Below are 23,529 nucleotides of genomic sequence, written 5' to 3' on the forward strand. Positions count from 1 at the left end.
TCACTTATATTTATACCCCCTATTATCGTTCGATAATGTGATTTATACCGCACTAAAATTAGGTAAAACGTTTTATCTTCTCGCCATCATTAGCCAGCCTGATTTAACAAGGAGTCGTTTAATGACGACGAGAACCACACCAAAAATAACGTTATGGGAATTTTTCCAGCAGTTGGGCAAAACTTTTATGTTGCCCGTGGCTCTGCTCTCATTTTGCGGGATCATGTTAGGGATCGGCAGTTCGTTAAGCAGCCACGACGTCTTAACGTTAATCCCGGCGTTAGGAAATCCGGTGCTACAGGCCATCTTTACCTGGATGAGCAAGGTTGGCTCATTTGCGTTTAGCTTCCTACCGGTGATGTTCTGTATTGCCATTCCTCTTGGCCTGGCGCGCGAGAACAAAGGTGTGGCGGCGTTTGCTGGTTTTGTCGGTTACGCGGTAATGAACCTTGCCGTCAACTTCTGGTTAACCGCAAAAGGTATCTTACCCACCACTGATGCGGCGATCCTGAAAGCCAACAACGTGCAAAATATTCTAGGGATCCAGTCGATCGACACCGGGATCCTCGGCGCCGTCATCGCCGGGATCATCGTCTGGATGCTGCATGAACGCTTCCATAACATTCGTCTGCCGGATGCTCTCGCCTTCTTCGGCGGCACTCGCTTCGTTCCCATCATCTCCTCGGTAGTGATGGGCCTGGTCGGTCTGGTCATTCCCCTGATTTGGCCGGTTTTCGCCATGGGCATTACCGGACTCGGTCACATCATCAACAGTGCAGGTGAATTTGGTCCTATGCTGTTTGGCACCGGCGAACGTCTGTTGCTGCCTTTTGGCCTGCATCATATTCTGGTGGCATTGATTCGCTTTACCGAAGCCGGTGGCACGCAGGAAGTCTGTGGTCATAGCGTGAGCGGCGCACTGACTATTTTCCAGGCTCAATTGAGTTGCCCGACAACCCAAGGCTTCTCTGAAAGCGCAACCCGCTTCCTGTCCCAGGGTAAAATGCCAGCGTTCCTCGGCGGGTTACCGGGTGCAGCGTTAGCGATGTATCACTGCGCACGTCCAGAGAATCGTCATAAAATTAAAGGGTTATTAATTTCCGGTCTGATTGCCTGTGTAATTGGTGGTACGACCGAACCTCTTGAGTTCTTGTTCCTGTTCGTGGCCCCGGTTCTGTATGTGATCCATGCTTTGCTTACCGGCCTCGGCTTCACCGTGATGGCGGTGCTTGGCGTTACCATCGGTAACACTGACGGTAACCTGATCGACTTCGTGGTGTTCGGCATCCTGCATGGATTGTCTACCAAGTGGTATCTGGTCCCTGTCGTCGCAGCTATCTGGTTCGCGGTGTATTACGTTATCTTCCGCTTCGCCATCACGCGCTTCAATCTGAAGACACCGGGTCGCGAAGTCGAAATGGCCAGCACTATCGAAAAAGTGATGGCTGGAGCGCCAGGTAAATCGGGATACAACGTGCCAGCTATTCTGGCGGCGTTGGGCGGCGCGGAAAACATTGTTAGCCTGGATAACTGCATTACTCGTCTGCGCTTGTCAGTAAAAGATATGTCGCTTGTTAACGTACAAGCTCTGAAGGACAATCGTGCCATTGGCGTAGTACAACTCAATCAGCATAACCTCCAGGTTGTTATTGGTCCGCAGGTCCAGTCAGTGAAAGACGAAATCGCGGTTCTGATGAATACCGTACAGGCTTAAGGACAACAGTATGTTTGATTTTTCAAAGGTTGTGGACAGACACGGCACCTGGTGTACCCAATGGGATTACGTCGCCGACCGTTTTGGCTCAGCCGATCTGCTACCGTTCACCATCTCTGACATGGATTTTGCCACTGCCCCCTGCATTCTTGAGGCGCTTACCCAGCGCCTGTCCCATGGCGTATTGGGTTATAGCCGTTGGAAAAATGATGAATTTTTGGCGGCCATTCAGCACTGGTTTCTTACGCGTCACAATACAAAAATCGATCCTCAGTCGCTGGTATATGGTCCCTCGGTCATCTATATGGTGTCAGAGCTGATTCGCCAGTGGTCTTCCGCGGGTGATGCGGTGGTTATCCACACTCCGGCTTACGACGCGTTTTACAAAGCTATCGAGGGTAATCAGCGCGTGGTGCGCGCTGTCGAACTGGAAAAACGCACTGACGGTTGGTACTGCGACATGACCGCGCTGGAGAATGCCCTGTCTCGTCCAGAGAGCAAAATTCTTCTGCTCTGTAGCCCACAAAATCCGACGGGTAAAGTGTGGACGCGTGATGAGCTGGAAACCATGGCGGAACTGTGTCAGCGCCATGGTGTAAAAGTTATTTCCGATGAGATCCATATGGATATGGTATGGGGAGATCACCCACATATTCCCTGGAGTAACGTCGCACGTGACAGCTGGGCGCTGCTCACTTCCGGTTCAAAAAGTTTTAATATTCCGGCACTGACCGGGGCTTACGGGATGATTGAAGACGCTCAAAGTCGTAACGATTATCTCAGCGCATTAAAAGGTCGCGATGGTCTTTCCTCGCCGGCGGTACTGGCGCTGACCGCTCATATTGCCGCCTATCAACAGGGCGCAAGCTGGCTTGATGCGCTGCGGGATTACCTTGCCAGCAACCTGCATTACGTCTCACGCGAGCTTAATGCCGCATTCCCCGAACTGAGCTGGCAGGTTCCGCAATCTACCTATCTGGCGTGGATTGACCTGCGTCCGCTCAACATTGATGATCGCGAATTGCAGGAAGCGCTTATCCACCAGCAGAAAGTCGCCATCATGCCAGGATACACCTACGGCGAAGAAGGATGCGGTTTTGTGCGCCTGAATGCCGGATGCCCGCGCTCAAAACTTGAAAAAGGCGTTCAGGGATTGATTAACGCCATCCGTACAATTCGTTAAGCAGGTTTGCGCAATGAAAACCTCATTGCGCGCCTTATCAGCCTGACGCCTCCTCCATTAAGCCAGCCTCAATCATTCACCGTGGATAATCCCGCTTTCATTCCCGGTACCAGAATAACTTTTCGACACCCATCTTCCCGTTTCTCAAAAATTTCATATCCTCTTGCGGCATCTTCCAACGGCATATGGTGCGTCACAATCTCTTCAGGGGTAAGCAATCCCTTCTCGATCAAATTAAGCAGATCAGGTAAGTAAGCATGCACATGTGTCTGCCCCATTTTGAACGTCAGTCCCTTATCAAAAGCATCACCAAACATGAATCCATGGATAAAACCGGCGTAAACGCCAGGGACGCTGACAATTCCTCCCCGGCGCACTGCCGCAATGCATTGCCTGAGCGCTTTTCCACTACTGCCTTCAATTTTTAATGTGCTGAGTACAGTTTCAGTGAGGCTCCCTTTTGCCTCAAAACCGACGGCATCAATCACCGCATCCACGCCACGATGACCTGCCGTGTTATCAATAATCCATTTTGCGGGATCGTCGTTTTTATCAAAGTTAATGGGAATCGCACCATAACGTTGTCGTGCAAATTCAAGGCGGTAATCGTTATGATCAATGATAAATATCTGTTCGGCACCGTTGAGACGAGCACAGGCAGTTGTTAATAACCCTACCGGTCCAGCGCCAAAGATAGCAACGCTGGAGCCTGGCTTAATGTCGGCATTCTTCACAGCCTGCCATGCCGTCGGTAAAATATCAGACAGAAAAAGAACCTTTTCATCTGCCAACGTATCCGGCACTTTGAATGGACCTGTGTTCGCTTTTGGTACCCGAACATATTCGGCCTGACCGCCAGGAATACCGCCGTACAGATCGCTGTAGCCAAACAGTGCCGCCGGTGGCGTGATATTCTTGCGGTTCAGCGCTGCGCCGTTGCCACTGTTAGTGCTTTCACACGCGGCATACTGATGAAGTTGACAGAAAAAACATTCGCCACAGGCAATAACGAAGGGTACCACCACGCGATCACCTTTACTTACAGCCGTCACTTGCGATCCCGTTTCAACCACTTCGCCCATAAACTCATGACCAAATATATCGCCATGATGAATTCCAGGGATCTTACCGCGATAAAGATGCAGGTCCGAACCGCATATAGCAGTCGCAGTAACACGCAGAATGATATCATCCGGCTCTTCTATGCCGGGATCTGGCATATTATCAACGCTAACATGATGAGGGCCATGATAAGTCAGTGCTTTCATCATTTTTCTCCTTTAAGTCATCATCTTAAAAGTTAAAAATTATCGTATTTGGCTGGTTCCTTCATTATTTAGGTTAACCATGTTTTCGCTCCGTATTGTTTTTGCCCAAAAGAGTAGTAAGCGTAGAACAAAATGAATACCATGACATTTAATAATGTCATTTTAAGACTGAGCGGAACGCTTCGATTTTATTGCGATCTATTTATAATTTAAGAAAATTTACAAGAATAATCCTGTTCAGGCAATCATGCCTTTATTCCTTCTAAATCTCAGACGGTTACAGCGATTTATTAATTAAACGTCAACCATAATAAACGAAGCGGTATTTCCCGCAATCCATTGAAAATTATCAATACGGACTAATCCGCCTATCAACATTAAATTTGACTTAATACAAATAGCCGCTAACTTTAATCCTTGAACAACGACGGATACGAAATTATTTTTTGTATCTGACTGACATAACCGATATATGAGGTGATATATGGCAGAGCATCGTGGTGGTTCCGGTAACTTCGCAGAAGACCGAGAAAAAGCATCAGAAGCGGGCCGTAAAGGCGGTCAACATAGCGGTGGTAACTTCAAAAACGATCCGCAACGCGCATCTGAAGCAGGCAAAAAAGGTGGACAAAGCAGCCACGGTGGTGGCCGTAAGTCTGACAACTCCTGATAGTTAGCGTTATTTTCATCTTTTAATGAAAAGAGTGTCCTGCGGGTCTGTATGAGGCTCGCAGTTATTTTTAACCTCTACAGGATATTAATATGCATATGAAAAGCATTGAAGACGTATTTATTCACCTACTTTCAGATACCTATAGCGCTGAAAAACAATTAACGCGCGGACTGGCCAAACTCGCCAGAGCCGCATCAAGTGAAAAACTCAGCAAAGCCTTTAATGCCCACCTGGAAGAAACCCAGGGGCAAATTGAACGAATTGACCAAATCGTTGAGCAAGAGCCGGGAATTAAGATTAAACGCATGAAATGTGTGGCGATGGAAGGCTTAATTGAAGAGGCTAATGAGGTTATTGAAAGCACCGAGAAAAATGAAGTACGCGATGCGGCATTAATCGCAGCCGCACAGAAAGTGGAACATTATGAAATTGCCAGCTACGGCACACTGGCAACGCTGGCAGAACAACTTGGATATAAAAAAGCCGTAAAACTCCTCGCAGAAACGCTTGAAGAAGAGAAACAAACCGATCTGAAATTAACCGATCTTGCGGTTGGTAACATTAATAAAGACGCTGAAAAACGATAACCATACTGACACGAGGAAATTACGATGAATCACTTAGAACATTACCATGACTGGCTACGCGATGCGCACGCGATGGAAAAGCAAGCGGAGTCAATGCTGGAATCGATGGCGAGTCGTATCGATAATTATCCTGATTTGCGTGCCAGAATTGAGCAACATATTAATGAAACAAAACGGCAAATTACTCTGTTGGAAGAGATCCTCGATCGAAACGATATCTCGCGCTCTGTATTAAAAGACTCAATGAGTAAAATGGCGGCTTTTGGCCAGTCGATTGGCGGCATGTTTCCTTCTGACGAAATTGTAAAAGGCGCAATTAGCGGCTATGTATTCGAGCAATTTGAAATAGCCTGCTACACATCGCTTTTGGCCGCCGCTAAAAAGGTCGGTGATACCGCCTCTATCCCCGCTATCGAAACGATTCTGGCAGAGGAACGTGAGATGGCCGACTGGCTGATTAAACATATTCCGCAAACGACAGAACAATTTCTCTTACGGTCTGACGCTGACGGCGTTGTAGCCAAAAAATAATCTCACTACGCTCTGCTTCAGGCAGAGCTTCCTCGGATGGGGTCTGTACCGTGCCTGAACTTGACGCTTTTTATTTAGCCCGTTTTCAGTTCGCCTTCACTGTCTCTTTCCATATTCTTTTTCCCGCGATTACGATTGGGCTGGCCAGCTATCTGGTGGTGCTGGAGGGGATGTGGCTGCGCACGCGAAACAATCTCTGGCGCTCGCTCTATAATTTCTGGCTGCAAATCTTCGCCGTCAATTTTGGGATGGGCGTCGTATCCGGCCTGGTGATGGCTTATCAGTTCGGTACCAACTGGAGCGGCTTTTCGCAATTTGCCGGTAGTATTACCGGACCACTGCTGCTTTATGAAGTCCTGACCGCCTTTTTCCTCGAAGCGGGCTTCCTTGGCGTAATGCTATTCGGCTGGAACAAAGTATCTCCAGCGCTGCATTTCTTCACCACCTGTATGGTGGCGCTGGGCACGTTGCTATCTACCTTCTGGATCCTGGCTTCTAACAGTTGGATGCAAACACCTCAAGGTTTTAGCCTCGAAAATGGGCATGTCATTCCCCAGGATTGGCTGGCTATCATATTTAACCCTTCATTTCCGTATCGCTTATTGCATATGTCGATTGCTGCTTTTCTGAGTAGCGCGATGTTCGTTGGCGCATCTGCCGCCTGGCATTTACTCCGCGGTAACGATACCCCTGCCATTCGTAAAATGTTTTCGATGGCGTTGTGGATGGCTCTGATTGTCGCCCCTATTCAGGCGGTTATTGGAGATATGCATGGCCTCAATACCCTTGAGCATCAGCCTGCGAAAATAGCGGCCATTGAGGGACACTGGGAGAATCCCCCCGGAGAGGCGACGCCGTTGACGCTGTTTGGCATGCCTGACATGGAGGAAGAGCGCACCAAATACGCTCTGGCGATCCCTGCGCTGGGCAGTCTGATTCTGACCCATAGCCTGGACAAGCAGGTTCCAGCGCTGAAGGATTTTCCCAAGGAAGATCGCCCCAACTCCGCAATTGTATTTTGGTCGTTTCGCATCATGGTTGGCATGGGCGTGTTGATGATCGCCCTGGGTATCTGCAGTGTCTGGTTACGTTGGCGCAAACGCCTGTACCATTCCCGCCCATTCCAGTGGTTTGCGCTTTTGATGGGGCCTGCCGGACTATTGGCCTTACTGGCCGGCTGGGTGACCACGGAAGTTGGCCGCCAGCCCTGGGTCGTATACGGCTTTTTGCGCACGAGAGATGCCGTTTCATTGCACAGCACAACGCAAATGGTCATCAGTTTGCTGGTATTTATCGTCGTTTATAGCACAGTCTTTGGCGTGGGTTATCACTACATATTCAGGCTGATTAAAAAAGGACCTCAGCCGGTCAGTGAACTGACCTCACAAACCGATGGCACCCCTGCGCGTCCGCTTTCCGCCGCAGAACCGGTAACGGATGAAGAGGAGAAAATCTGATGGACATCGATATCACCGTAATCTGGTTTATTATCATTGTCTTTGCCACGCTGATGTACATCGTAATGGACGGTTTCGATTTGGGCATTGGTATGCTGTTTAGCATTGTACATGCCCCCAGCGAGCGAGATGTGATGGTGAACAGCGTGGCCCCCGTCTGGGACGGGAACGAAACCTGGCTGGTGCTCGGTGGTGCCGGTCTCTTTGGCGCATTCCCTCTGGCTTATGCTGTGATTGCTGACGCACTGGCAATTCCACTCACGATGATGCTAATTGGGTTGATTTTTCGCGGCGTGGCATTTGAGTTTCGCTTTAAAGCCACGCCTTCGCATCGGCTATTTTGGGATTACGCATTTGCCGGCGGCTCGTTGCTGGCGACCGTGAGTCAGGGGATCGTTGTTGGCGCCGTGATTAACGGCTTCGATATAGCAGAACGACGCTTTGCCGGGTCGGCCTTGGATTGGTTGACCCCATTTAATGTGTTTTGCGGACTCGGACTGGTTGCCGCCTATCTGTTACTCGGCACCACCTGGCTGATAATGAAAAGCGATGGCGCGCTTCAGGAACGGATGCGTAAATTAACGCGCCATGTTCTGCTCGCTCTGCTGGCGGTGATTGCCGTGGTCAGCATCTGGACCCCCCTTAGCTGGCAATACATCGCAGAGCGCTGGTTCATACTACCTAATTTCTACTGGTTTGTGCCGGTCCCCATTCTGGTGACGATACTCAGCCTGTGGATTTGGCGTCTGAGCAGCGACAACACCAGCCATGCACAACCTTTTATCCTGACGCTGGGATTAATCTTTCTGGGTTTTAGCGGCTTAGGCATCAGCCTGTGGCCCTATATTATTCCGCCGCATATTACCTTATGGGATGCGGCGGCTCCTCCTGCAAGTCAGATGTTTATGCTGGTTGGTACGCTTATTATTATTCCGGTCATTCTGATGTATACGGCATGGAGCTACTATGTCTTTCGCGGCAAAGTATCTGACGGAGAAGGCTACCATTGACCAGAATAGCGCGCCGATCGCCTGACTCATTGAAAATCTGAAATAAATGTCCACAATGTGACTCTTTTACAAAGTGTTGGCGCGCTTTATTCAAAGTTATTAGAGAATTATGATTCTGTTGTATAATGCCCTGCACTTTACCTAAAAATACGAGTGCGACCATGATTGATACTTCTCTCCCCTTAACCGACGTCCATCGCCACCTTGATGGTAACATCCGTGCCCAAACGATCCTCGATCTGGGTCGCCAGTTCAATTTAACCCTCCCGGCACAGACGCTGGAAACGTTGATCCCTCATGTGCAAGTGACGTCAACCGAGCCTGATTTGGTCAGCTTTTTATCCAAACTGGACTGGGGCGTAAAGGTTCTGGCCTCGCTGGACGCCTGCCGCCGCGTCGCGTTTGAAAATATTGAGGATGCCGCACGTAACGGCCTGCACTATGTTGAACTACGTTTTTCCCCTGGCTACATGGCAATGACCCATCAACTCCCTGTAGCAGGCGTGGTTGAAGCCGTTATTGCAGGCGTGCGCGAAGGCTGCAAGGCCTTTGGCGTTGAAGCGCGTTTAATTGGCATTATGAGTCGTACCTTCGGCGAAGCCGCCTGCCTGCAGGAACTTGATGCGCTGTTAGCACACCGTGACCATATTACTGCGCTGGATCTGGCCGGTGACGAACTGGGCTTCCCGGGCAGTTTGTTCCTGTCACATTTCAACCAGGCACGCGATGCAGGCTGGCATATCACTGTCCATGCCGGCGAAGCCGCGGGACCAGAAAGTATCTGGCAGGCCATTAAAGAATTGGGCGCTGAACGCATTGGTCATGGTGTTAAAGCGGTCGAAGATCGCGCATTGATGGATTATCTCGCCGAACACCGTATCGGCATTGAATCCTGCCTGACATCGAACATCCAGACCAGCACCGTCGCTACGCTGGCGACCCATCCGCTGAAAACATTTCTTGAACATGGCGTTGTGGCCAGTCTGAATACGGACGATCCGGCTGTTCAGGGTGTCGATATTATTCACGAGTACACCATTGCCGCTCCTGCCGCAGGTTTAACTCGCGAACAGATCCGCCAGGCGCAAATCAATGGTCTGGAAATGGCATTCCTGAGTAACGAAGAGAAACGTACGCTGCGCGAGAAAGTCGCCGCAGCGTGACGCTTGTCCGGCCTACGTGGCGTTGCATTGTAGGCCGGATCAAATACCGGGGCATCCGCCATCCGGCATGTGCCTTATCAGGCAAGGCAAAGTGTGGAGCGGTGTTTTGCGGACTCAAGGCCAAGCTCAATCAGCTCCATAATCTGGATAGCTTGTCTCGCCGGGACCGGGTTTTCACCATTACCGTTCAGCGCATCACGGATGCCTGCATAGTACGCCGGGTAATTACCTGGCACGGTCAGCCAGGTCTCTTCAACCCGCTCATCGCCTTCAACTCGCGTCAATACGCCATCGCGCATGTCGTAACCCCAGTCTTCCTGAGGCAGGCGCTCGCCATTTTTCAGACGTTCTTCCTGTGGGTCAAGACCATACTTGACGTAGCTCCCGCGTGAGCCGTGCACGATATAGCGGGCCGATTCTGCGGCCGCCAGCATGGTTCCATGCAGAATCACACGACGCTGTGGATACGTCAGAATGGCATGGAAGTAATCTGTCGATTGTGCGCCCGGACGCAGTTGCGCCAGATCCACCGTCATACTGACCGGCAAACCAAACAGATTAATCGCTTGATCCAAAAGATGTGGCGCTAAATCATACCAAATACCGCTGCCCGGACCGCCCTGTTCACGCCAACGGTCCCGAACCTGCGGGCGGAAACGATCGAAGTGGGACTCAAAATAGGCAACTTCGCCCAAAACGCCATCCGCCAATAGCGCTTTCAACGTCAGAAAATCACTGTCCCAGCGCCGGTTATGGAAAACGGATAGTACGCGCCCCAGACTACGCGCGAGAGCATCCAGCTCACGAGCTTGTGACAGTGTCACGGTAAACGGTTTATCAACAACCACATGTTTACCCGCTTCCAGTGCGGCCTTCGCTAACGGGAAGTGCGTGTCATTTGGCGTAGGGATCACAATCAGGTCAATATTAGGATCGTTAAAAAGGTGCTTAGGCTCAGCAACAACCGTCACTGTAGGCCAGTCGGCCTTCACTTTTGCTTCATCGCTACTGGACACCGCGGCCAGTTCCAGACCTGGTGTGCCCACAATCAGGGGGGCATGGAAGGTTTTACTGGCGTAACCATAGCCGATTAGCCCAACGCGGATGTTGTCACTCATGTTATTGCCTCTCAATTCAGACTGACCTATTTCACACCATACATTGCAACGTCTCAATAGTTTAATAACCTTTGCGCTACAAAGGTTGTTTATTAACTTAAGTCAAACATATGCTTCTTAAGCTGAATTTGCCGCGAAAAAGTGGCTGAAATCGTTCCCAATCTTCTTGCTGTATTATGGAGAGATTAGTAACATTTGCAGCCTGTGTTTATGGATAAATCAAAGCAAATGTCATCAGTAATGAATCGTCTTATTGAGTTAGCAGGTTGGATTGTTCTTGCGGTCTCCGTGATCCTGCTGGGTATTGCCAATCATATTGACAATTACCAGCCACCGGAGCCAATTGCAGCAGTGCAGAAAAAATAAGCGTCATCAGCCTTTTTTGCCCCGCAATTCACCTTCACGCATTGCTGGGTCCGGCTGTAAAAGATCCAATTCTGTCAAAAAAAGCGAATTATGCCGCATCCCGCTCCCGCGCGTATTGCCTGGGATCGCGAAGCGCGCTAACCTTGCCGCAGGCGTACATAGCGCCTGCTTTTTACAGGTATGCATACTCTTTCTTACATTTGCGCGCAAATCCGCTTTTACCTGTGCACGTTGTTTATTTCTTAATATTTTCTACTCCGTTGGTATTATTTTATATATGGATTGCTCTTTATGACTGTTCAGGATTACTTATTAAAATTCCGTAAAATTAGTTCACTCGAAAGTCTGGAAAAACTGTTCGATCATCTTAACTACACGCTCACCGACGATAACGACATTATCAATATGTACCGTGCAGCAGACCACCGTCGTGCGGAGCTCATCTCCGGAGGTCGTCTGTTTGACGTCGGTCAGGTGCCTAAATCAGTCTGGCATTACGTGCAATAAAGAAGAAAGTAGCGCTCAACGTTAAAAGCTTTATAATAATTGCCCCAAAATGAATGGCATGTTTGATCGCGCGCGTAAACCTGGAGAAGAGATGACTACCACACCGGCACAACGTATCGGAGGCTGGCTACTTGGGCCATTGGCCTGGCTGTTAGTTGCGTTGTTGAGTGCTTCGCTGGCGTTGTTACTTTACGTCACTGCGCTGGCCACACCGCAAACCTTCCAAACGCTTGGTGAGCAAAGTACGACCAATTTGTTGTTATGGGGCGTCTCTTTTATTACGGCTATCGCCATGTGGTATTACACGTTATGGCTGACGATTGCGTTTTTCAAACGCAGAACCTGCGTGCCGAAGCACTATATTTTATGGCTGTTGATCTCCGTGTTACTGGCGATTAAAGCGTTTGCGTTTTCACCCGTCCCGGACGCCTTTGCCGTGCGCCAACTGCTGTTCCCTTTGTTAGCAGCAGCACTGCTGGTGCCCTACTTCAAGCGCTCACAGCGCGTTAAGTCGACGTTTGTGAACCCGTAATAACCCTACAGTTAACCTGTTGTCGCCTGTTGTAGATTGTCAGATAATAGGCGGCTTTTTTATTTCAGGCCGAAAAATGACTGATTACCTGCTGCTGTTTGTCGGAACTGTGCTGGTCAACAACTTTGTACTGGTTAAGTTTCTGGGCCTCTGTCCGTTTATGGGCGTTTCCAAAAAACTGGAAACCGCAATGGGTATGGGCCTGGCCACGACGTTTGTCATGACGCTGGCCTCTATTTGCGCATGGTTGATTGATACCTGGATCCTCATTCCGCTCAATCTCATCTATCTGCGCACGCTGGCTTTTATTCTGGTCATCGCCGTCGTCGTGCAATTTACCGAGATGGTGGTCCGTAAAACCAGCCCTGCGCTTTACCGCCTGCTGGGGATCTTCTTACCGCTGATCACCACAAACTGTGCGGTGTTGGGGGTGGCGTTGCTGAATATTAACCTCGGCCATAACTTCTTACAGTCGGCGCTATACGGTTTTTCTGCCGCCGTCGGCTTCTCACTGGTAATGGTACTGTTTGCCGCCATTCGCGAACGCCTCGCTGTGGCAGACGTCCCTGCTCCGTTTCGCGGTAATGCGATTGCGCTGATTACCGCCGGTTTAATGTCATTGGCCTTTATGGGCTTTAGTGGTTTGGTGAAGTTGTAATGAATGCTATCTGGATTGCCGTTGCCGCAGTGAGTCTGCTGGGTCTGGCGTTCGGCGCTATTTTGGGTTACGCCTCGCGACGCTTTGCCGTTGAGGATGACCCGGTCGTGGAGAAAATTGATGAAATTCTCCCGCAAAGCCAGTGTGGACAGTGCGGCTATCCGGGCTGTCATCCCTATGCTGAAGCGATCGGCTCGCAGGGTGAAAAAATCAATCGTTGCGCGCCCGGTGGTGAAGCCGTGATGTTAAAAATCGCTGCCCTGTTGAACGTCGACCCGCAGCCGATTGATGGTGATGAACAAGATGTTACGCCCGTGCGAATGCTGGCGGTCATTGATGAAAATAATTGTATTGGTTGCACAAAGTGCATTCAGGCCTGTCCGGTCGATGCCATTGTGGGTGCGACCCGCGCCATGCACACAGTGATGAGCGATCTCTGCACCGGCTGCAACCTGTGCGTTGACCCATGTCCAACGCAATGTATCGAATTACGCCCGGTGGCTGAGACGCCCGATAGCTGGAAATGGGATTTAAACACTATCCCTGTGCGCATCATTCCTGTGGAACAACATGTTTAAGTTATTCTCTGCATTCAGAAAAAACAAAATCTGGGACTTTGATGGCGGCATTCATCCACCAGAAATGAAGACCCAGTCAAACGGTACGCCGCTGCGGCAGGTTCCGCTGGCGCCGCGCTTCGTTATTCCCCTGAAACAACATATTGGCGCGGAAGGTGAACTGTGTGTCAACGTGGGCGACACCGTCCTGCGTGGCCAGGCGTTAACCATCGGGCGTGGCAAAATGCTGCCGGTACATGCGCCAACGTCAGGCACTATTGTTGCTATTGCGCCGCATTCCACCGCACACCCTTCGGCATTAGCCGAGCTAAGCGTCATCATTGATGCCGATGGCGAAGACCGCTGGATTGAGCGTGATGGCTGGGCCGATTACCGTTCCCGTAGTCGGGAAGAGCTTATTGCACGTATTCATCAGTACGGCGTCGCCGGTCTGGGCGGCGCAGGTTTCCCAACCGGGGTTAAGCTACAGGGCGGCGGCGATAAAATTGAAACGCTGATCATCAACGCCGCAGAATGCGAGCCGTACATTACGGCGGATGACCGTCTGATGCAGGACTGCGCGGCTCAGGTCGTCGAAGGTATCCGCATCCTCGCGCACATTCTTCAGCCGCGTGAGATCCTGCTGGGAATAGAAGATAACAAACCGCAGGCAATTTCCATGCTGCGTGCGGTGCTGGCCGATTCCCACGATATCAGCTTACGCGTGATCCCAACCAAGTACCCGTCCGGCGGCGCCAAGCAGTTAACGCAAATTCTGACCGGTAAGCAGGTACCTCATGGCGGACGCTCCTCAGATATTGGCGTGCTGATGCAAAACGTCGGGACCGCCTACGCGATTAAACGTGCGGTCATTGACGGAGAACCTATTACCGAGCGTGTTGTGACGCTTACAGGCGAAGCCGTCAGCCGTCCGGGAAACGTCTGGGCGCGTTTAGGTACGCCGGTTCGTCATTTGCTCAGCGACGCGGGTTTCTGCCCTTCCGCCGACCAGATGGTGATTATGGGCGGGCCGCTGATGGGGTTTACGCTGCCATGGCTGGATGTACCGGTGGTGAAGATCACCAACTGCCTTCTGGCCCCCTCTGCCAGTGAAATGGGTGAAACGCCGGAGGAGAAAGGCTGCATTCGCTGTAGCGCCTGCGCCGATGCCTGCCCGGCCGATCTTCTGCCGCAGCAACTCTACTGGTTCAGTAAAGGGCAGCAGCACGATAAAGCCACAACTCACAATATTGCAGACTGTATCGAATGCGGCGCTTGCGCATGGGTATGCCCGAGCAACATTCCGCTGGTACAGTATTTCCGCCAGGAAAAGGCCGAGATTTATGCTATTAGCCAGGAAGAAAAACGCGCCGCGGAAGCCAAAGCACGTTTTGAAGCTCGACAGGCGCGACTTGAGCGTGAAAAAGCCGCACGTCTTGAACGCCACAAAAGCGCTGCCGTACAGCCTGCGGCTAAAGATCATGATGCCATCGCCGCCGCATTGGCTCGCGTAAAAGAGAAACAGGCTCAGGCAATGCAACCGGTTGTTATTCAGGCTGGCGAAAAACCTGACAATAGCGCAGTGATTGCCGCTCGCGAGGCGCGTAAAGCACAGGCTCGTGCGGCCCGGACGGAAAATTCAAACAAAATTGAAGACAGCAGCGCGGGTACCGACCCACGTAAAGCGGCAGTTGAAGCGGCTATCGCCCGCGCCAAGGCCCGTAAGCTTGAGCAGCAGCCGGTGACTGAAACCGCTGAACCGGTGGATCCGCGTAAAGCCGCCGTCGAAGCGGCAATCGCCCGCGCCAAAGCCCGTAAGCTTGAGCAGCAGCCGGTGACTGAAACCGCTGAACCGGTGGATCCGCGCAAAGCCGCCGTCGAAGCGGCAATCGCCCGCGCCAAAGCCCGTAAGCTTGAGCAGCAGCCGGTGACTGAAAGCGCTGAACCGGTGGATCCGCGTAAAGCCGCCGTCGCGGCCGCTATCGCACGCGCCCAGGCTAAAAAAGCCGCACAGCAGCAGGTTGTAAACGAGGAATAAATGGTATTCAGAATAGCAAGCTCCCCTTATACCCATAACCAACGTCAGACATCACGCATCATGATGTTGGTGTTACTTGCTGCATTGCCGGGAATCGTCGCGCAGCTATGGTTCTTTGGCTGGGGGACGTTGTTGCAGATCGTTCTGGCCGCCATTAGCGCTATCGGCGCCGAAGCGGTCGTACTTAAACTGCGGAAACAACCCATTGCGCCGATTTTAAAAGATAACTCCGCGCTCCTTACGGGGTTGCTGCTGGCCGTGAGTATTCCTCCGCTGGCCCCCTGGTGGATGGTGGTATTAGGCACGGTATTTGCCGTTATCATTGCAAAACAGCTGTATGGCGGCCTCGGACAAAACCCGTTCAATCCCGCCATGATTGGCTACGTCGTACTGCTTATCTCATTCCCGGTGCAGATGACAAGCTGGCTGCCGCCGCAGGAAATTGCAGCCACGGTCCCCGGATTCTTTGACGCTCTGAACGTAATCTTTACCGGACATACCGCGGGCGGCAGCGATATGAACGCGCTCCGTATGGGAATCGACGGCATCAGCCAGGCTACGCCCCTTGATACCTTCAAGACCTCTCTGCATGCGGGACGAACGGTTGAACAGGTAATGCAGTACCCGATTTACAGCGGCATGCTCGCGGGCGCCGGATGGCAGTGGGTTAACCTTGCCTGGTTGGCTGGCGGCATTGTGCTGTTATGGCAAAAAGCGATTCGCTGGCATATCCCGGTTAGTTTCCTGCTGTCGCTCGCTGTTTGCGCTACTTTAGGCTGGATTTTCTCGCCAGAGTCGCTGGCATCGCCTCAGTTACATCTACTTTCTGGCGCGACGATGCTCGGCGCTTTCTTTATTCTTACCGATCCCGTTACGGCATCGACCACCAACCGTGGTCGCCTGATTTTTGGCGCGCTTGCGGGTTTATTAGTGTGGTTAATCCGCAGTTTTGGTGGCTATCCTGATGGCGTGGCCTTTGCCGTGTTGCTGGCAAATATTACGGTTCCCCTGATTGATTATTACACCCGCCCTCGCGTGTACGGACATCGCTAAGGACAACATATGCTGAAAACGATTCGTAAACACGGTATTACTCTGGCGCTATTTGCCGCTGGATCTACGGGGTTAACCGCGGCAATCAATCAATTAACCAAATCCACTATCGATGAACAAGCGGCGTTGCAGCAAAAAGTATTGTTTGATCAGGTTCTGCCTGGCGATCGCTACAATAACGCGTTGTCTGAGAGTTGCTATCTGGTGAATGCGCAGGCGTTAGGTAAAGGGACTCACCGTGTGTATATCGCGCGCCAGGACGATCGACCTGTTGCGGCAATTCTCGAAGCCACTGCCCCAGATGGTTATTCCGGCGCTATTCAGCTGTTGGTTGGTGTGGATTTCACAGGTACCGTATTGGGCACACGCGTGACTGAACACCATGAAACGCCGGGGCTGGGCGATAAAATTGAGCTGCGTCTGTCCGACTGGATCACCCACTTTAGCGGCAAAACGATCGGCGCGGGTAACGATGCCCATTGGGCGGTGAAGAAAGATGGCGGCGACTTCGACCAGTTTACTGGCGCAACCATTACGCCGCGTGCGGTAGTTAATGCGGTGAAACGCGCCGGTTTGTATGCGCAGACGTTGCCAGCGCAACTCCCTCAACTTAGCGCCTGTGGAGAATAAACCATGAGCGAAATTAAAGATGTCATTGTCCAGGGGTTATGGAAAAATAACTCCGCGCTTGTGCAGTTACTTGGTATGTGCCCGCTGTTGGCGGTAACGTCTACCGCCACCAATGCGTTAGGTCTGGGACTGGCGACTACGCTCGTCCTGACGTTGACGAACCTGACCATTTCAGCCCTGCGTCGCTGGACACCGTCTGAAATTCGTATTCCGATTTATGTCATGATCATCGCTTCCGTCGTGAGTGCGGTACAGATGTTGATTAATGCTTACGCTTTTGGCCTGTATCAGTCTCTGGGGATCTTTATTCCGCTGATTGTGACCAACTGTATTGTTGTTGGTCGTGCTGAAGCCTTCGCAGCTAAAAAAGGCCCGGCATTATCCGCCCTTGATGGGTTCTCCATCGGTATGGGCGCAACTGGGGCCATGTTTGTTCTGGGCTCGCTGCGTGAAATAATTGGTAACGGCACGCTATTTGATGGCGCAGACGGTCTGTTAGGCAGTTGGGCTAAAGTACTACGCGTAGAGATCTTCCATACCGATACGCCGTTTCTGCTGGCCATGCTGCCACCGGGCGCTTTCATTGGTCTGGGTCTGATGCTGGCGGTGAAATATCTGATCGATGAGAAAATGAAGAAACGTCGTGCCGAAGCGGCTGTTGCAGACAGTCCGGTTGGTGAAACAGGGAATGTGTAATGAACAAAGCAAAACGGCTGGAAATACTGACACGCCTGCGTGATAACAATCCGCATCCAACCACTGAGCTGAATTTTACATCGCCGTTCGAACTGCTGATTTCGGTCTTGCTCTCCGCGCAGGCCACCGATGTCAGCGTCAATAAAGCCACGGCTAAGCTGTACCCTGTCGCCAATACCCCTGCCGCTATGCTGGAGCTCGGCGTAGACGGGGTTAAGTCCTACATCAAGACAATCGGGTTGTTCAACAGCAAAGCGGAGAACGTGATTAAGACCTGCCGCATTCTGCTGGAAAAACATAATGGCGAAGTGCCAGAAGACCGGGCCGCATTAGAGGCCCTGCCCGGAGTTGGGCGAAAAACAGCCAATGTGGTGTTAAATACCGCCTTCGGTTGGCCTACCATTGCGGTAGATACCCATATTTTTCGCGTCTGTAATCGCACGCAATTTGCGCCAGGCAAAAACGTCGAGCAGGTAGAGGAAAAATTACTGAAAGTCGTACCGAGTGAATTTAAAGTCGATTGCCATCACTGGTTAATCCTTCATGGCCGCTACACCTGTATTGCCAGAAAACCGCGCTGCGGTTCTTGCATCATCGAAGATCTCTGCGAATTCAAAGAGAAAGTTGATATATGATACTGATGGGGCGTTCCCTTTGCCCCTTTGACACATAACGATTAGTTATGCACTCCCTAAACAATCTTTTCCCGTCGATGATGCCACTCAACTGCGCATATCTAACGCATTATTCTTGCGTATAAACACCTGAGCAGGTTAATCGTTTTTTTAGTAATAGAAATTTCTATCTATACGTGATGCAGATCACTCAGACAACACAATGTTAAATAATTTTTATTTTTTAGTTAAAGCGACAATCAGATAACCTTACTGAACAGTTTCTAAACAAAACATTACACTGGCTATTTTTCAGATAATGGCCTATATCACTGGATTCAACTGCAAATAGCAGAACATATCGCCGCATTGCGGTTTTTGGGTGACTTAAACAGTGTAAAAATCTGCGATTTTTCAAATGAAGAAATTTAACGCTAGATAACATTTCTCTGTACCGATGATTTCACCACCCAGGATATATGTAACAGATTATTACAAACCACTTGTCTGAATGGTCAAGATAGTGAACATTACTTGCCGTTTCCCCTCCCACTATAACAATCGGACGGATGAACTTGATTCATCACGTACCTGAACACCCCCGTTGATATGGGATGTAAAAAAAGAGGTAAAAGTGTCTACTGCAAACAATAAACCAACAGAAAGCGTTAGTTTAAACGCCTTCAAACAACCGAAAGCGTTCTATCTCATTTTCTCGATAGAGCTGTGGGAACGTTTTGGTTATTACGGCCTGCAAGGGATTATGGCCGTCTACCTGGTTAAGCAACTGGGTATGTCAGAAGCGGATTCCATCACCCTTTTCTCGTCCTTTAGCGCCCTGGTGTATGGTCTGGTTGCCATCGGCGGCTGGTTAGGTGATAAAGTTCTGGGAACAAAACGTGTCATTATGCTGGGCGCCATTGTTCTGGCCATCGGTTATGCGCTGGTTGCATGGTCCGGTCACGATGCCGGTATTGTTTATATGGGCATGGCGGCCATCGCGGTCGGTAACGGCCTGTTTAAAGCCAACCCATCCTCCCTGCTCTCTACCTGCTATGCAAAAGATGACCCGCGTCTTGATGGTGCATTTACCATGTACTACATGTCCGTCAACATCGGTTCATTCTTCTCTATGCTGGCAACGCCATGGTTAGCTGCGCGTTACGGCTGGAGCACCGCGTTCGCGCTGAGCGTCGTAGGTATGCTGATCACCGTGGTTAACTTCGCATTTTGTCAGCGCTGGGTTAAACAGTACGGTTCTAAACCTGACTTTGAGCCGATCAACTTCCGTAACCTGCTGCTGACCATCGCTGGGGTTGTGGTTCTGATTGCGATTGCGACCTGGCTGCTGCACAACCAGGAAATCGCCCGTATGGTTCTGGGTGTGATTGCCATTGGTATCGTATTTATCTTCGGTAAAGAAGCCTTCACCATGCACGGTGCTGCGCGTCGTAAAATGATCGTCGCCTTCATTCTGATGCTGGAAGCGATTATCTTCTTCGTGCTGTACAGCCAGATGCCGACTTCACTGAACTTCTTCGCGATTCGTAACGTTGAACACTCTATTCTGGGTATTGCTTTTGAACCTGAGCAGTACCAGGCGCTGAACCCGTTCTGGATCATCATTGGTAGCCCAATCCTCGCCGCTATCTATAACAAGATGGGTGATACGCTGCCGATGCCGACCAAGTTCGCGATTGGTATGGTGCTGTGTTCCGGTGCGTTCCTGATCCTGCCGCTGGGTGCGAAATTCGCCACCGATGCGGGCATCGTTTCTGTTAACTGGCTGATCATCTGCTACGGCCTGCAAAGCATCGGTGAACTGATGATTTCCGGTCTGGGTCTGGCCATGGTGGCGCAGCTGGTTCCGCAACGTCTGATGGGCTTCATCATGGGGAGCTGGTTCCTGACCACTGCCGGTGCAAACATCATCGGCGGTTACGTCGCCAACATGATGGCAGTTCCAGAAAACGTGACTGACCCGCTGATGTCTCTGGAAGTCTACGGTCGTGTGTTCCTGCAGATTGGTGTTGCAACGGCGGTTATCGCTGTTCTGATGCTGCTGACGGCGCCGAAACTGAATCGTATGACTCAGGACGATGACGTTAATGAGAAAGCCTCTAAGGCCGCGACAGCGTAATTCTCAGGGAAACTCATTTTCAGGCCGCTAACTGTTGTTAGCGGCTTTTTTTTTACCTGAGGTAGCACTACCATACGATAAACCTCAGCCAAAAGGAGTTACCGATGAAACTATTCTACAAACCGGGCGCTTGTTCTCTCGCTTCCCACATCACGCTGCGTGAGAGCGGTAAAGATTTCACGCTGGATGGTGTCGATTTGATGAAGAAACGTCTGGAAAACGGCGATGATTTTTTCGCGGTAAACCCCAAAGGACAAGTTCCCGCGCTGCTGCTGGACGACGGTACATTACTAACCGAAGGCGTCGCCATCATGCAGTACCTGGCGGACACAGTGCCAGACCGCCACCTCCTCGCCCCTACCAGCAGCCTCTCCCGTTACAAAACCATCGAATGGCTTAACTACATTGCGACAGAACTGCATAAAGGTTTTACCCCGCTGTTCCGTCCCGATACGCCGGAAGAGTACAAGCCAACCGTTCGCGCGCAGTTGGAGAAAAAAATGCAGTACGTGAATGAATCGCTGAAAGATGGGCAATGGATCTGCGGCCCACGCTTTAGCATTGCAGACGCTTATCTGTTCACCGTGCTGCGTTGGGCTTATGCGGTTAAGCTGAATATGGCAGGATTAAGCCATATCGAGGCGTATATGGCGCGTATGGCTGAACGCCCGGCGGTTGCCGCAGCGCTTAAAGCAGAAGGGTTGAGCTAATCACTAATGTGCCGGATGGCGGCGCCAGGCGCTTTATCCGGCCTACTTACTTGGCTGGCCGACGGCCAAACGTACGCCCGATAAGCGTGAGCGCCATCGGGCATTGATTACAACTGCGTCGCGCTAAAGTAGTGTTCAGGCATCGCGATACGATCCTGAGCGGCTACCACCTGCAGTTCATACTCATGCATTTCTTTGGTGGCGATCATCACTTCGTACACTGCCGCCGTCACATGCTCAAGCGCCTGCTGTAAAGACGCGCCCTGGAGCAGTTTCACCAGCAGCAAGCCGCTGGTAACGTCACCCACGCCAACCGGCTGACGCGCGCCAAAATCGACTAATGGGCGGCTGATATGCCACGCCTGTTGCGCAGTGACCAGCAGCATCTCGAAACGATCGGTGCTAATACCTGCGCGAGCCAGATGTTTCACCAGCACAATTTCTGGCCCCTGGGCGATCAGCTCACGGGCAGCCATCACCGCTTCAGTCACATTGTGAACCGCATGTTCGCACAGAATTTCTAGTTCAACCAGGTTCGGGGCAATAATGTCGCTGGCGGGAAGCGCATGACGCACATGAAATTCCGCCACGCCCGGCGCGACGATACACCCTTTCTCCGGATGCCCCATCACGGGGTCACAAAAGTATTTTGCCCGCGGATTGGCCGCTTTAACCTGGCGCACAATACCCAGAATATGCTCACCCTGCTCTGCCGAGCCAAGATAGCCGCTTAGTACTGCGTCACAGGTCTGGAGTTTATCGATATCGGCAATACCCTGCACGATTTCAGTCAGATGAGTCGGCGGCATAACGCAACCGGTCCATTTGCCGTACTGCGTGTGGTTAGAGAACTGCACGGTATTTAACGGCCAGACATTTGCGCCAAGACGACGCATCGGAAATTCAGCCGCGCTGTTGCCCGCATGACCAAAAACAACGTGGGACTGGATGGCGAGGATATTTTTCATTTTACTTATCACAACCCTGAAAAAATAAAGGGGCGTAGTTTCCCACGCCCCTGCTAACTAAATCTTACTTCCAGCAAATCAGACAATAGTTCTTCTTGCCACGGCGTAATAAGGTGTAGCGCCCGAAGAGGATATCACTCTCCTGGAAGAAATATTCCGGATCGGATTGCTTCTCACCGTTGATGGTCACCGCGTTAGACGCAATGGTCTTACGCGCCTGGCCGCGAGACGGTTGCAGTTCGGAATCGACCAGCGCCTGCATCAGATCCGCACCTTTCTCCATCTCAATCATCGGCACGCCATCCTGCGCCAGCTGTTCGAAATCCGCTTCGCTCAAATCGCTCAGGTTGCCGTTGAACAAGCTTTCGGTAATGCGTTTTGCCGCAACCAGACCTTCTTCACCGTGAACCAGACGTGTGACCTGCTCAGCCAGAACATACTGGGCACGCGGTGCTTTACCACTGTTCTTATCTTCTTCTTCCAGCGCATTGATCTCTTCAATGTCCATGAACGTGAAGAATTTCAGGAAGCGATAAACGTCCGCATCGGCGGTGTTGATCCAGAACTGGTAGAATTTGTACGGACTGGTTTTCTTCGGATCCAGCCACACTGCGCCGCCTTCGGTCTTACCGAATTTGGTGCCGTCCGCTTTGGTGATCAGCGGAACGGTCAAACCAAATACCTGATTCTGGTGCAGACGGCGGGTCAGGTCGATACCTGAGGTAATGTTACCCCACTGGTCAGAACCACCAATCTGCAGCGTCACGCCGTGCAGTTTATTCAGGCAAGCAAAGTCATAGCCCTGCAGCAGATTGTAAGAAAACTCGGTAAAGGAGATCCCCTGATCGTCACGGTTCAGACGTTGCTTAACCGCTTCTTTGTTGATCATCTGGTTAACAGAGAAGTGTTTGCCGATATCACGCAGGAAAGTCAGTACATTCATACCGCCAAACCAGTCGTAGTTGTTCGCAGCAATCGCCGAGTTGTCGCCACAGTCGAAATCGAGGAACGGTGCAACCTGCTTACGGATTTTATCCACCCACTCCTGCACGGTGTCTTCGGTATTCAGTTTACGCTCGGCGGCTTTAAAGCTCGGGTCACCAATCAGACCGGTCGCGCCACCTACCAGTGCAACAGGCTTATGGCCTGCCTGCTGGAAGCGTTTCAGGCATAACAATGGAACCAGATGCCCCAAATGCAAGCTGTCAGCGGTAGGATCGAAGCCGCAATAGAGCGCGATCGGGCCTTGCGCCAGTCGCTCTGCTAACGCTTCCTCGTCCGTCACCTGGGCCACCAGCCCCCGCTCTTGCAATTGTTTAATCAAGTTACTGCTTGCCATCAAAATCTCCATGTATA

Annotated in this window: 24 protein-coding genes; 20 read left to right on the plus strand and 4 right to left on the minus strand. The window is 51.2% G+C overall.

The genetic code is table 11. The annotated features are described in order from the left end of the window. Positions 1–121 precede the first annotated feature (121 nt). Positions 122–1,714: a maltose/glucose-specific PTS transporter subunit IIBC gene (gene malX / locus ICA20_RS13365; protein WP_038640441.1), complete on the plus strand. Its 1,593-nt coding sequence runs from the start codon at positions 122–124 to the stop codon at positions 1,712–1,714. A gap of 10 nt (positions 1,715–1,724) precedes the next feature. Then, on the plus strand, positions 1,725–2,897 hold the full coding sequence (locus ICA20_RS13370; protein ID WP_038640439.1) for a MalY/PatB family protein: 1,173 nt from the start codon (positions 1,725–1,727) through the stop codon (positions 2,895–2,897). A gap of 68 nt (positions 2,898–2,965) precedes the next feature. Here ICA20_RS13370 and ICA20_RS13375 read toward each other — a convergent pair whose 3' ends face one another. Next, complete coding sequence (locus ICA20_RS13375; RefSeq protein WP_038640437.1) at positions 2,966–4,165, minus strand: zinc-dependent alcohol dehydrogenase; 1,200 nt, start codon at positions 4,163–4,165, stop codon at positions 2,966–2,968. A gap of 484 nt (positions 4,166–4,649) precedes the next feature. Between ICA20_RS13375 and ICA20_RS13380 the strand changes: the two genes are divergently transcribed. The 6 genes from ICA20_RS13380 to add all read left to right on the plus strand — a co-directional run bounded on the left by ICA20_RS13380 (position 4,650) and on the right by add (position 9,586). Next, positions 4,650–4,835 (plus strand): general stress protein, encoded by a 186-nt coding sequence (locus ICA20_RS13380; RefSeq protein WP_006684659.1) that lies wholly within the window; start codon positions 4,650–4,652, stop codon positions 4,833–4,835. A gap of 92 nt (positions 4,836–4,927) precedes the next feature. Further along, entirely contained in the window at positions 4,928–5,425 is a 498-nt protein-coding gene (locus tag ICA20_RS13385; protein ID WP_038640435.1) for a ferritin-like domain-containing protein, read from the plus strand. 24 nt (positions 5,426–5,449) lie between these two features. Then, a complete protein-coding gene (locus tag ICA20_RS13390; RefSeq protein ID WP_038640433.1) occupies positions 5,450–5,956 on the plus strand; it encodes a ferritin-like domain-containing protein in 507 nt (168 codons plus the stop codon). A 50-nt stretch (positions 5,957–6,006) separates the two neighbouring features. Further along, on the plus strand, positions 6,007–7,413 hold the full coding sequence (locus ICA20_RS13395) for a cytochrome ubiquinol oxidase subunit I (RefSeq protein WP_038640431.1): 1,407 nt from the start codon (positions 6,007–6,009) through the stop codon (positions 7,411–7,413). Beyond that, entirely contained in the window at positions 7,413–8,423 is a 1,011-nt protein-coding gene (gene cydB, locus ICA20_RS13400) for a cytochrome d ubiquinol oxidase subunit II (RefSeq protein WP_038640429.1), read from the plus strand. The genes ICA20_RS13395 and cydB overlap by 1 nt, the downstream gene beginning before the upstream one ends. Positions 8,424–8,584: 161 nt before the next feature. Next, positions 8,585–9,586, plus strand: coding sequence for an adenosine deaminase (gene add / locus ICA20_RS13405; protein ID WP_038640426.1), 1,002 nt, complete (start codon positions 8,585–8,587; stop codon positions 9,584–9,586). A gap of 77 nt (positions 9,587–9,663) precedes the next feature. Here add and ICA20_RS13410 read toward each other — a convergent pair whose 3' ends face one another. After that, complete coding sequence (locus ICA20_RS13410; protein WP_038640423.1) at positions 9,664–10,704, minus strand: oxidoreductase; 1,041 nt, start codon at positions 10,702–10,704, stop codon at positions 9,664–9,666. Positions 10,705–10,944: 240 nt separating this feature from the next. On the opposite strand from ICA20_RS13410, the gene blr reads away from it, so the two are divergent. The 12 genes from blr (at position 10,945) to gstA (ending at position 21,205) form a co-directional block, all read left to right on the plus strand. Beyond that, on the plus strand, positions 10,945–11,070 hold the full coding sequence (gene blr / locus ICA20_RS13415) for a division septum protein Blr (protein WP_038643149.1): 126 nt from the start codon (positions 10,945–10,947) through the stop codon (positions 11,068–11,070). A gap of 291 nt (positions 11,071–11,361) precedes the next feature. Next, a complete protein-coding gene (ydgT, locus tag ICA20_RS13420) occupies positions 11,362–11,577 on the plus strand; it encodes a transcription modulator YdgT (RefSeq protein ID WP_008784684.1) in 216 nt (71 codons plus the stop codon). Positions 11,578–11,668: 91 nt separating this feature from the next. Beyond that, positions 11,669–12,109, plus strand: coding sequence for a DUF2569 domain-containing protein (locus ICA20_RS13425; RefSeq protein WP_038640418.1), 441 nt, complete (start codon positions 11,669–11,671; stop codon positions 12,107–12,109). Between the two features lie 76 nt (positions 12,110–12,185). Beyond that, a complete protein-coding gene (gene rsxA / locus ICA20_RS13430) occupies positions 12,186–12,767 on the plus strand; it encodes an electron transport complex subunit RsxA (RefSeq protein ID WP_003029144.1) in 582 nt (193 codons plus the stop codon). Then, complete coding sequence (gene rsxB / locus ICA20_RS13435) at positions 12,767–13,345, plus strand: electron transport complex subunit RsxB (RefSeq protein WP_032943340.1); 579 nt, start codon at positions 12,767–12,769, stop codon at positions 13,343–13,345. The genes rsxA and rsxB overlap by 1 nt, the downstream gene beginning before the upstream one ends. Then, positions 13,338–15,362 carry an electron transport complex subunit RsxC gene (gene rsxC, locus ICA20_RS13440; protein WP_038640416.1) on the plus strand — a complete coding sequence of 675 codons (2,025 nt, stop codon included), beginning with the start codon at positions 13,338–13,340 and terminating at the stop codon, positions 15,360–15,362. Before rsxB ends, rsxC begins: the two co-directional genes overlap by 8 nt. Beyond that, entirely contained in the window at positions 15,363–16,415 is a 1,053-nt protein-coding gene (gene rsxD, locus ICA20_RS13445; protein ID WP_038640414.1) for an electron transport complex subunit RsxD, read from the plus strand. A 9-nt stretch (positions 16,416–16,424) separates the two neighbouring features. Beyond that, entirely contained in the window at positions 16,425–17,045 is a 621-nt protein-coding gene (gene rsxG, locus ICA20_RS13450) for an electron transport complex subunit RsxG (protein WP_038640412.1), read from the plus strand. A 3-nt stretch (positions 17,046–17,048) separates the two neighbouring features. Continuing rightward, a complete protein-coding gene (locus tag ICA20_RS13455) occupies positions 17,049–17,741 on the plus strand; it encodes an electron transport complex subunit E (protein ID WP_038640410.1) in 693 nt (230 codons plus the stop codon). Continuing rightward, complete coding sequence (gene nth, locus ICA20_RS13460) at positions 17,741–18,376, plus strand: endonuclease III (protein WP_038640407.1); 636 nt, start codon at positions 17,741–17,743, stop codon at positions 18,374–18,376. Before ICA20_RS13455 ends, nth begins: the two co-directional genes overlap by 1 nt. Before the next feature lie 613 nt (positions 18,377–18,989). Next, positions 18,990–20,495, plus strand: a complete 1,506-nt coding sequence (gene dtpA, locus ICA20_RS13465; protein WP_038640405.1) for a dipeptide/tripeptide permease DtpA — start codon at positions 18,990–18,992, stop codon at positions 20,493–20,495. Positions 20,496–20,599: 104 nt separating this feature from the next. Continuing rightward, positions 20,600–21,205 (plus strand): glutathione transferase GstA, encoded by a 606-nt coding sequence (gene gstA / locus ICA20_RS13470; protein ID WP_038640404.1) that lies wholly within the window; start codon positions 20,600–20,602, stop codon positions 21,203–21,205. A gap of 107 nt (positions 21,206–21,312) precedes the next feature. Here the strand turns inward: gstA and pdxY are convergent, their stop codons facing one another. Together pdxY and tyrS are read right to left on the minus strand one after the other, a co-directional pair. Beyond that, positions 21,313–22,173 carry a pyridoxal kinase PdxY gene (gene pdxY, locus ICA20_RS13475; protein WP_038640402.1) on the minus strand — a complete coding sequence of 287 codons (861 nt, stop codon included), beginning with the start codon at positions 22,171–22,173 and terminating at the stop codon, positions 21,313–21,315. A gap of 64 nt (positions 22,174–22,237) precedes the next feature. Next, a complete protein-coding gene (gene tyrS, locus ICA20_RS13480; RefSeq protein ID WP_038640399.1) occupies positions 22,238–23,512 on the minus strand; it encodes a tyrosine--tRNA ligase in 1,275 nt (424 codons plus the stop codon). Positions 23,513–23,529: the final 17 nt, after the last annotated feature.

It is taken from the genome of Citrobacter sp. C5_2, from assembly GCF_014596845.2.
In the GTDB taxonomy this organism is placed as follows: Bacteria; Pseudomonadota; Gammaproteobacteria; order Enterobacterales; family Enterobacteriaceae; genus Citrobacter; species Citrobacter werkmanii.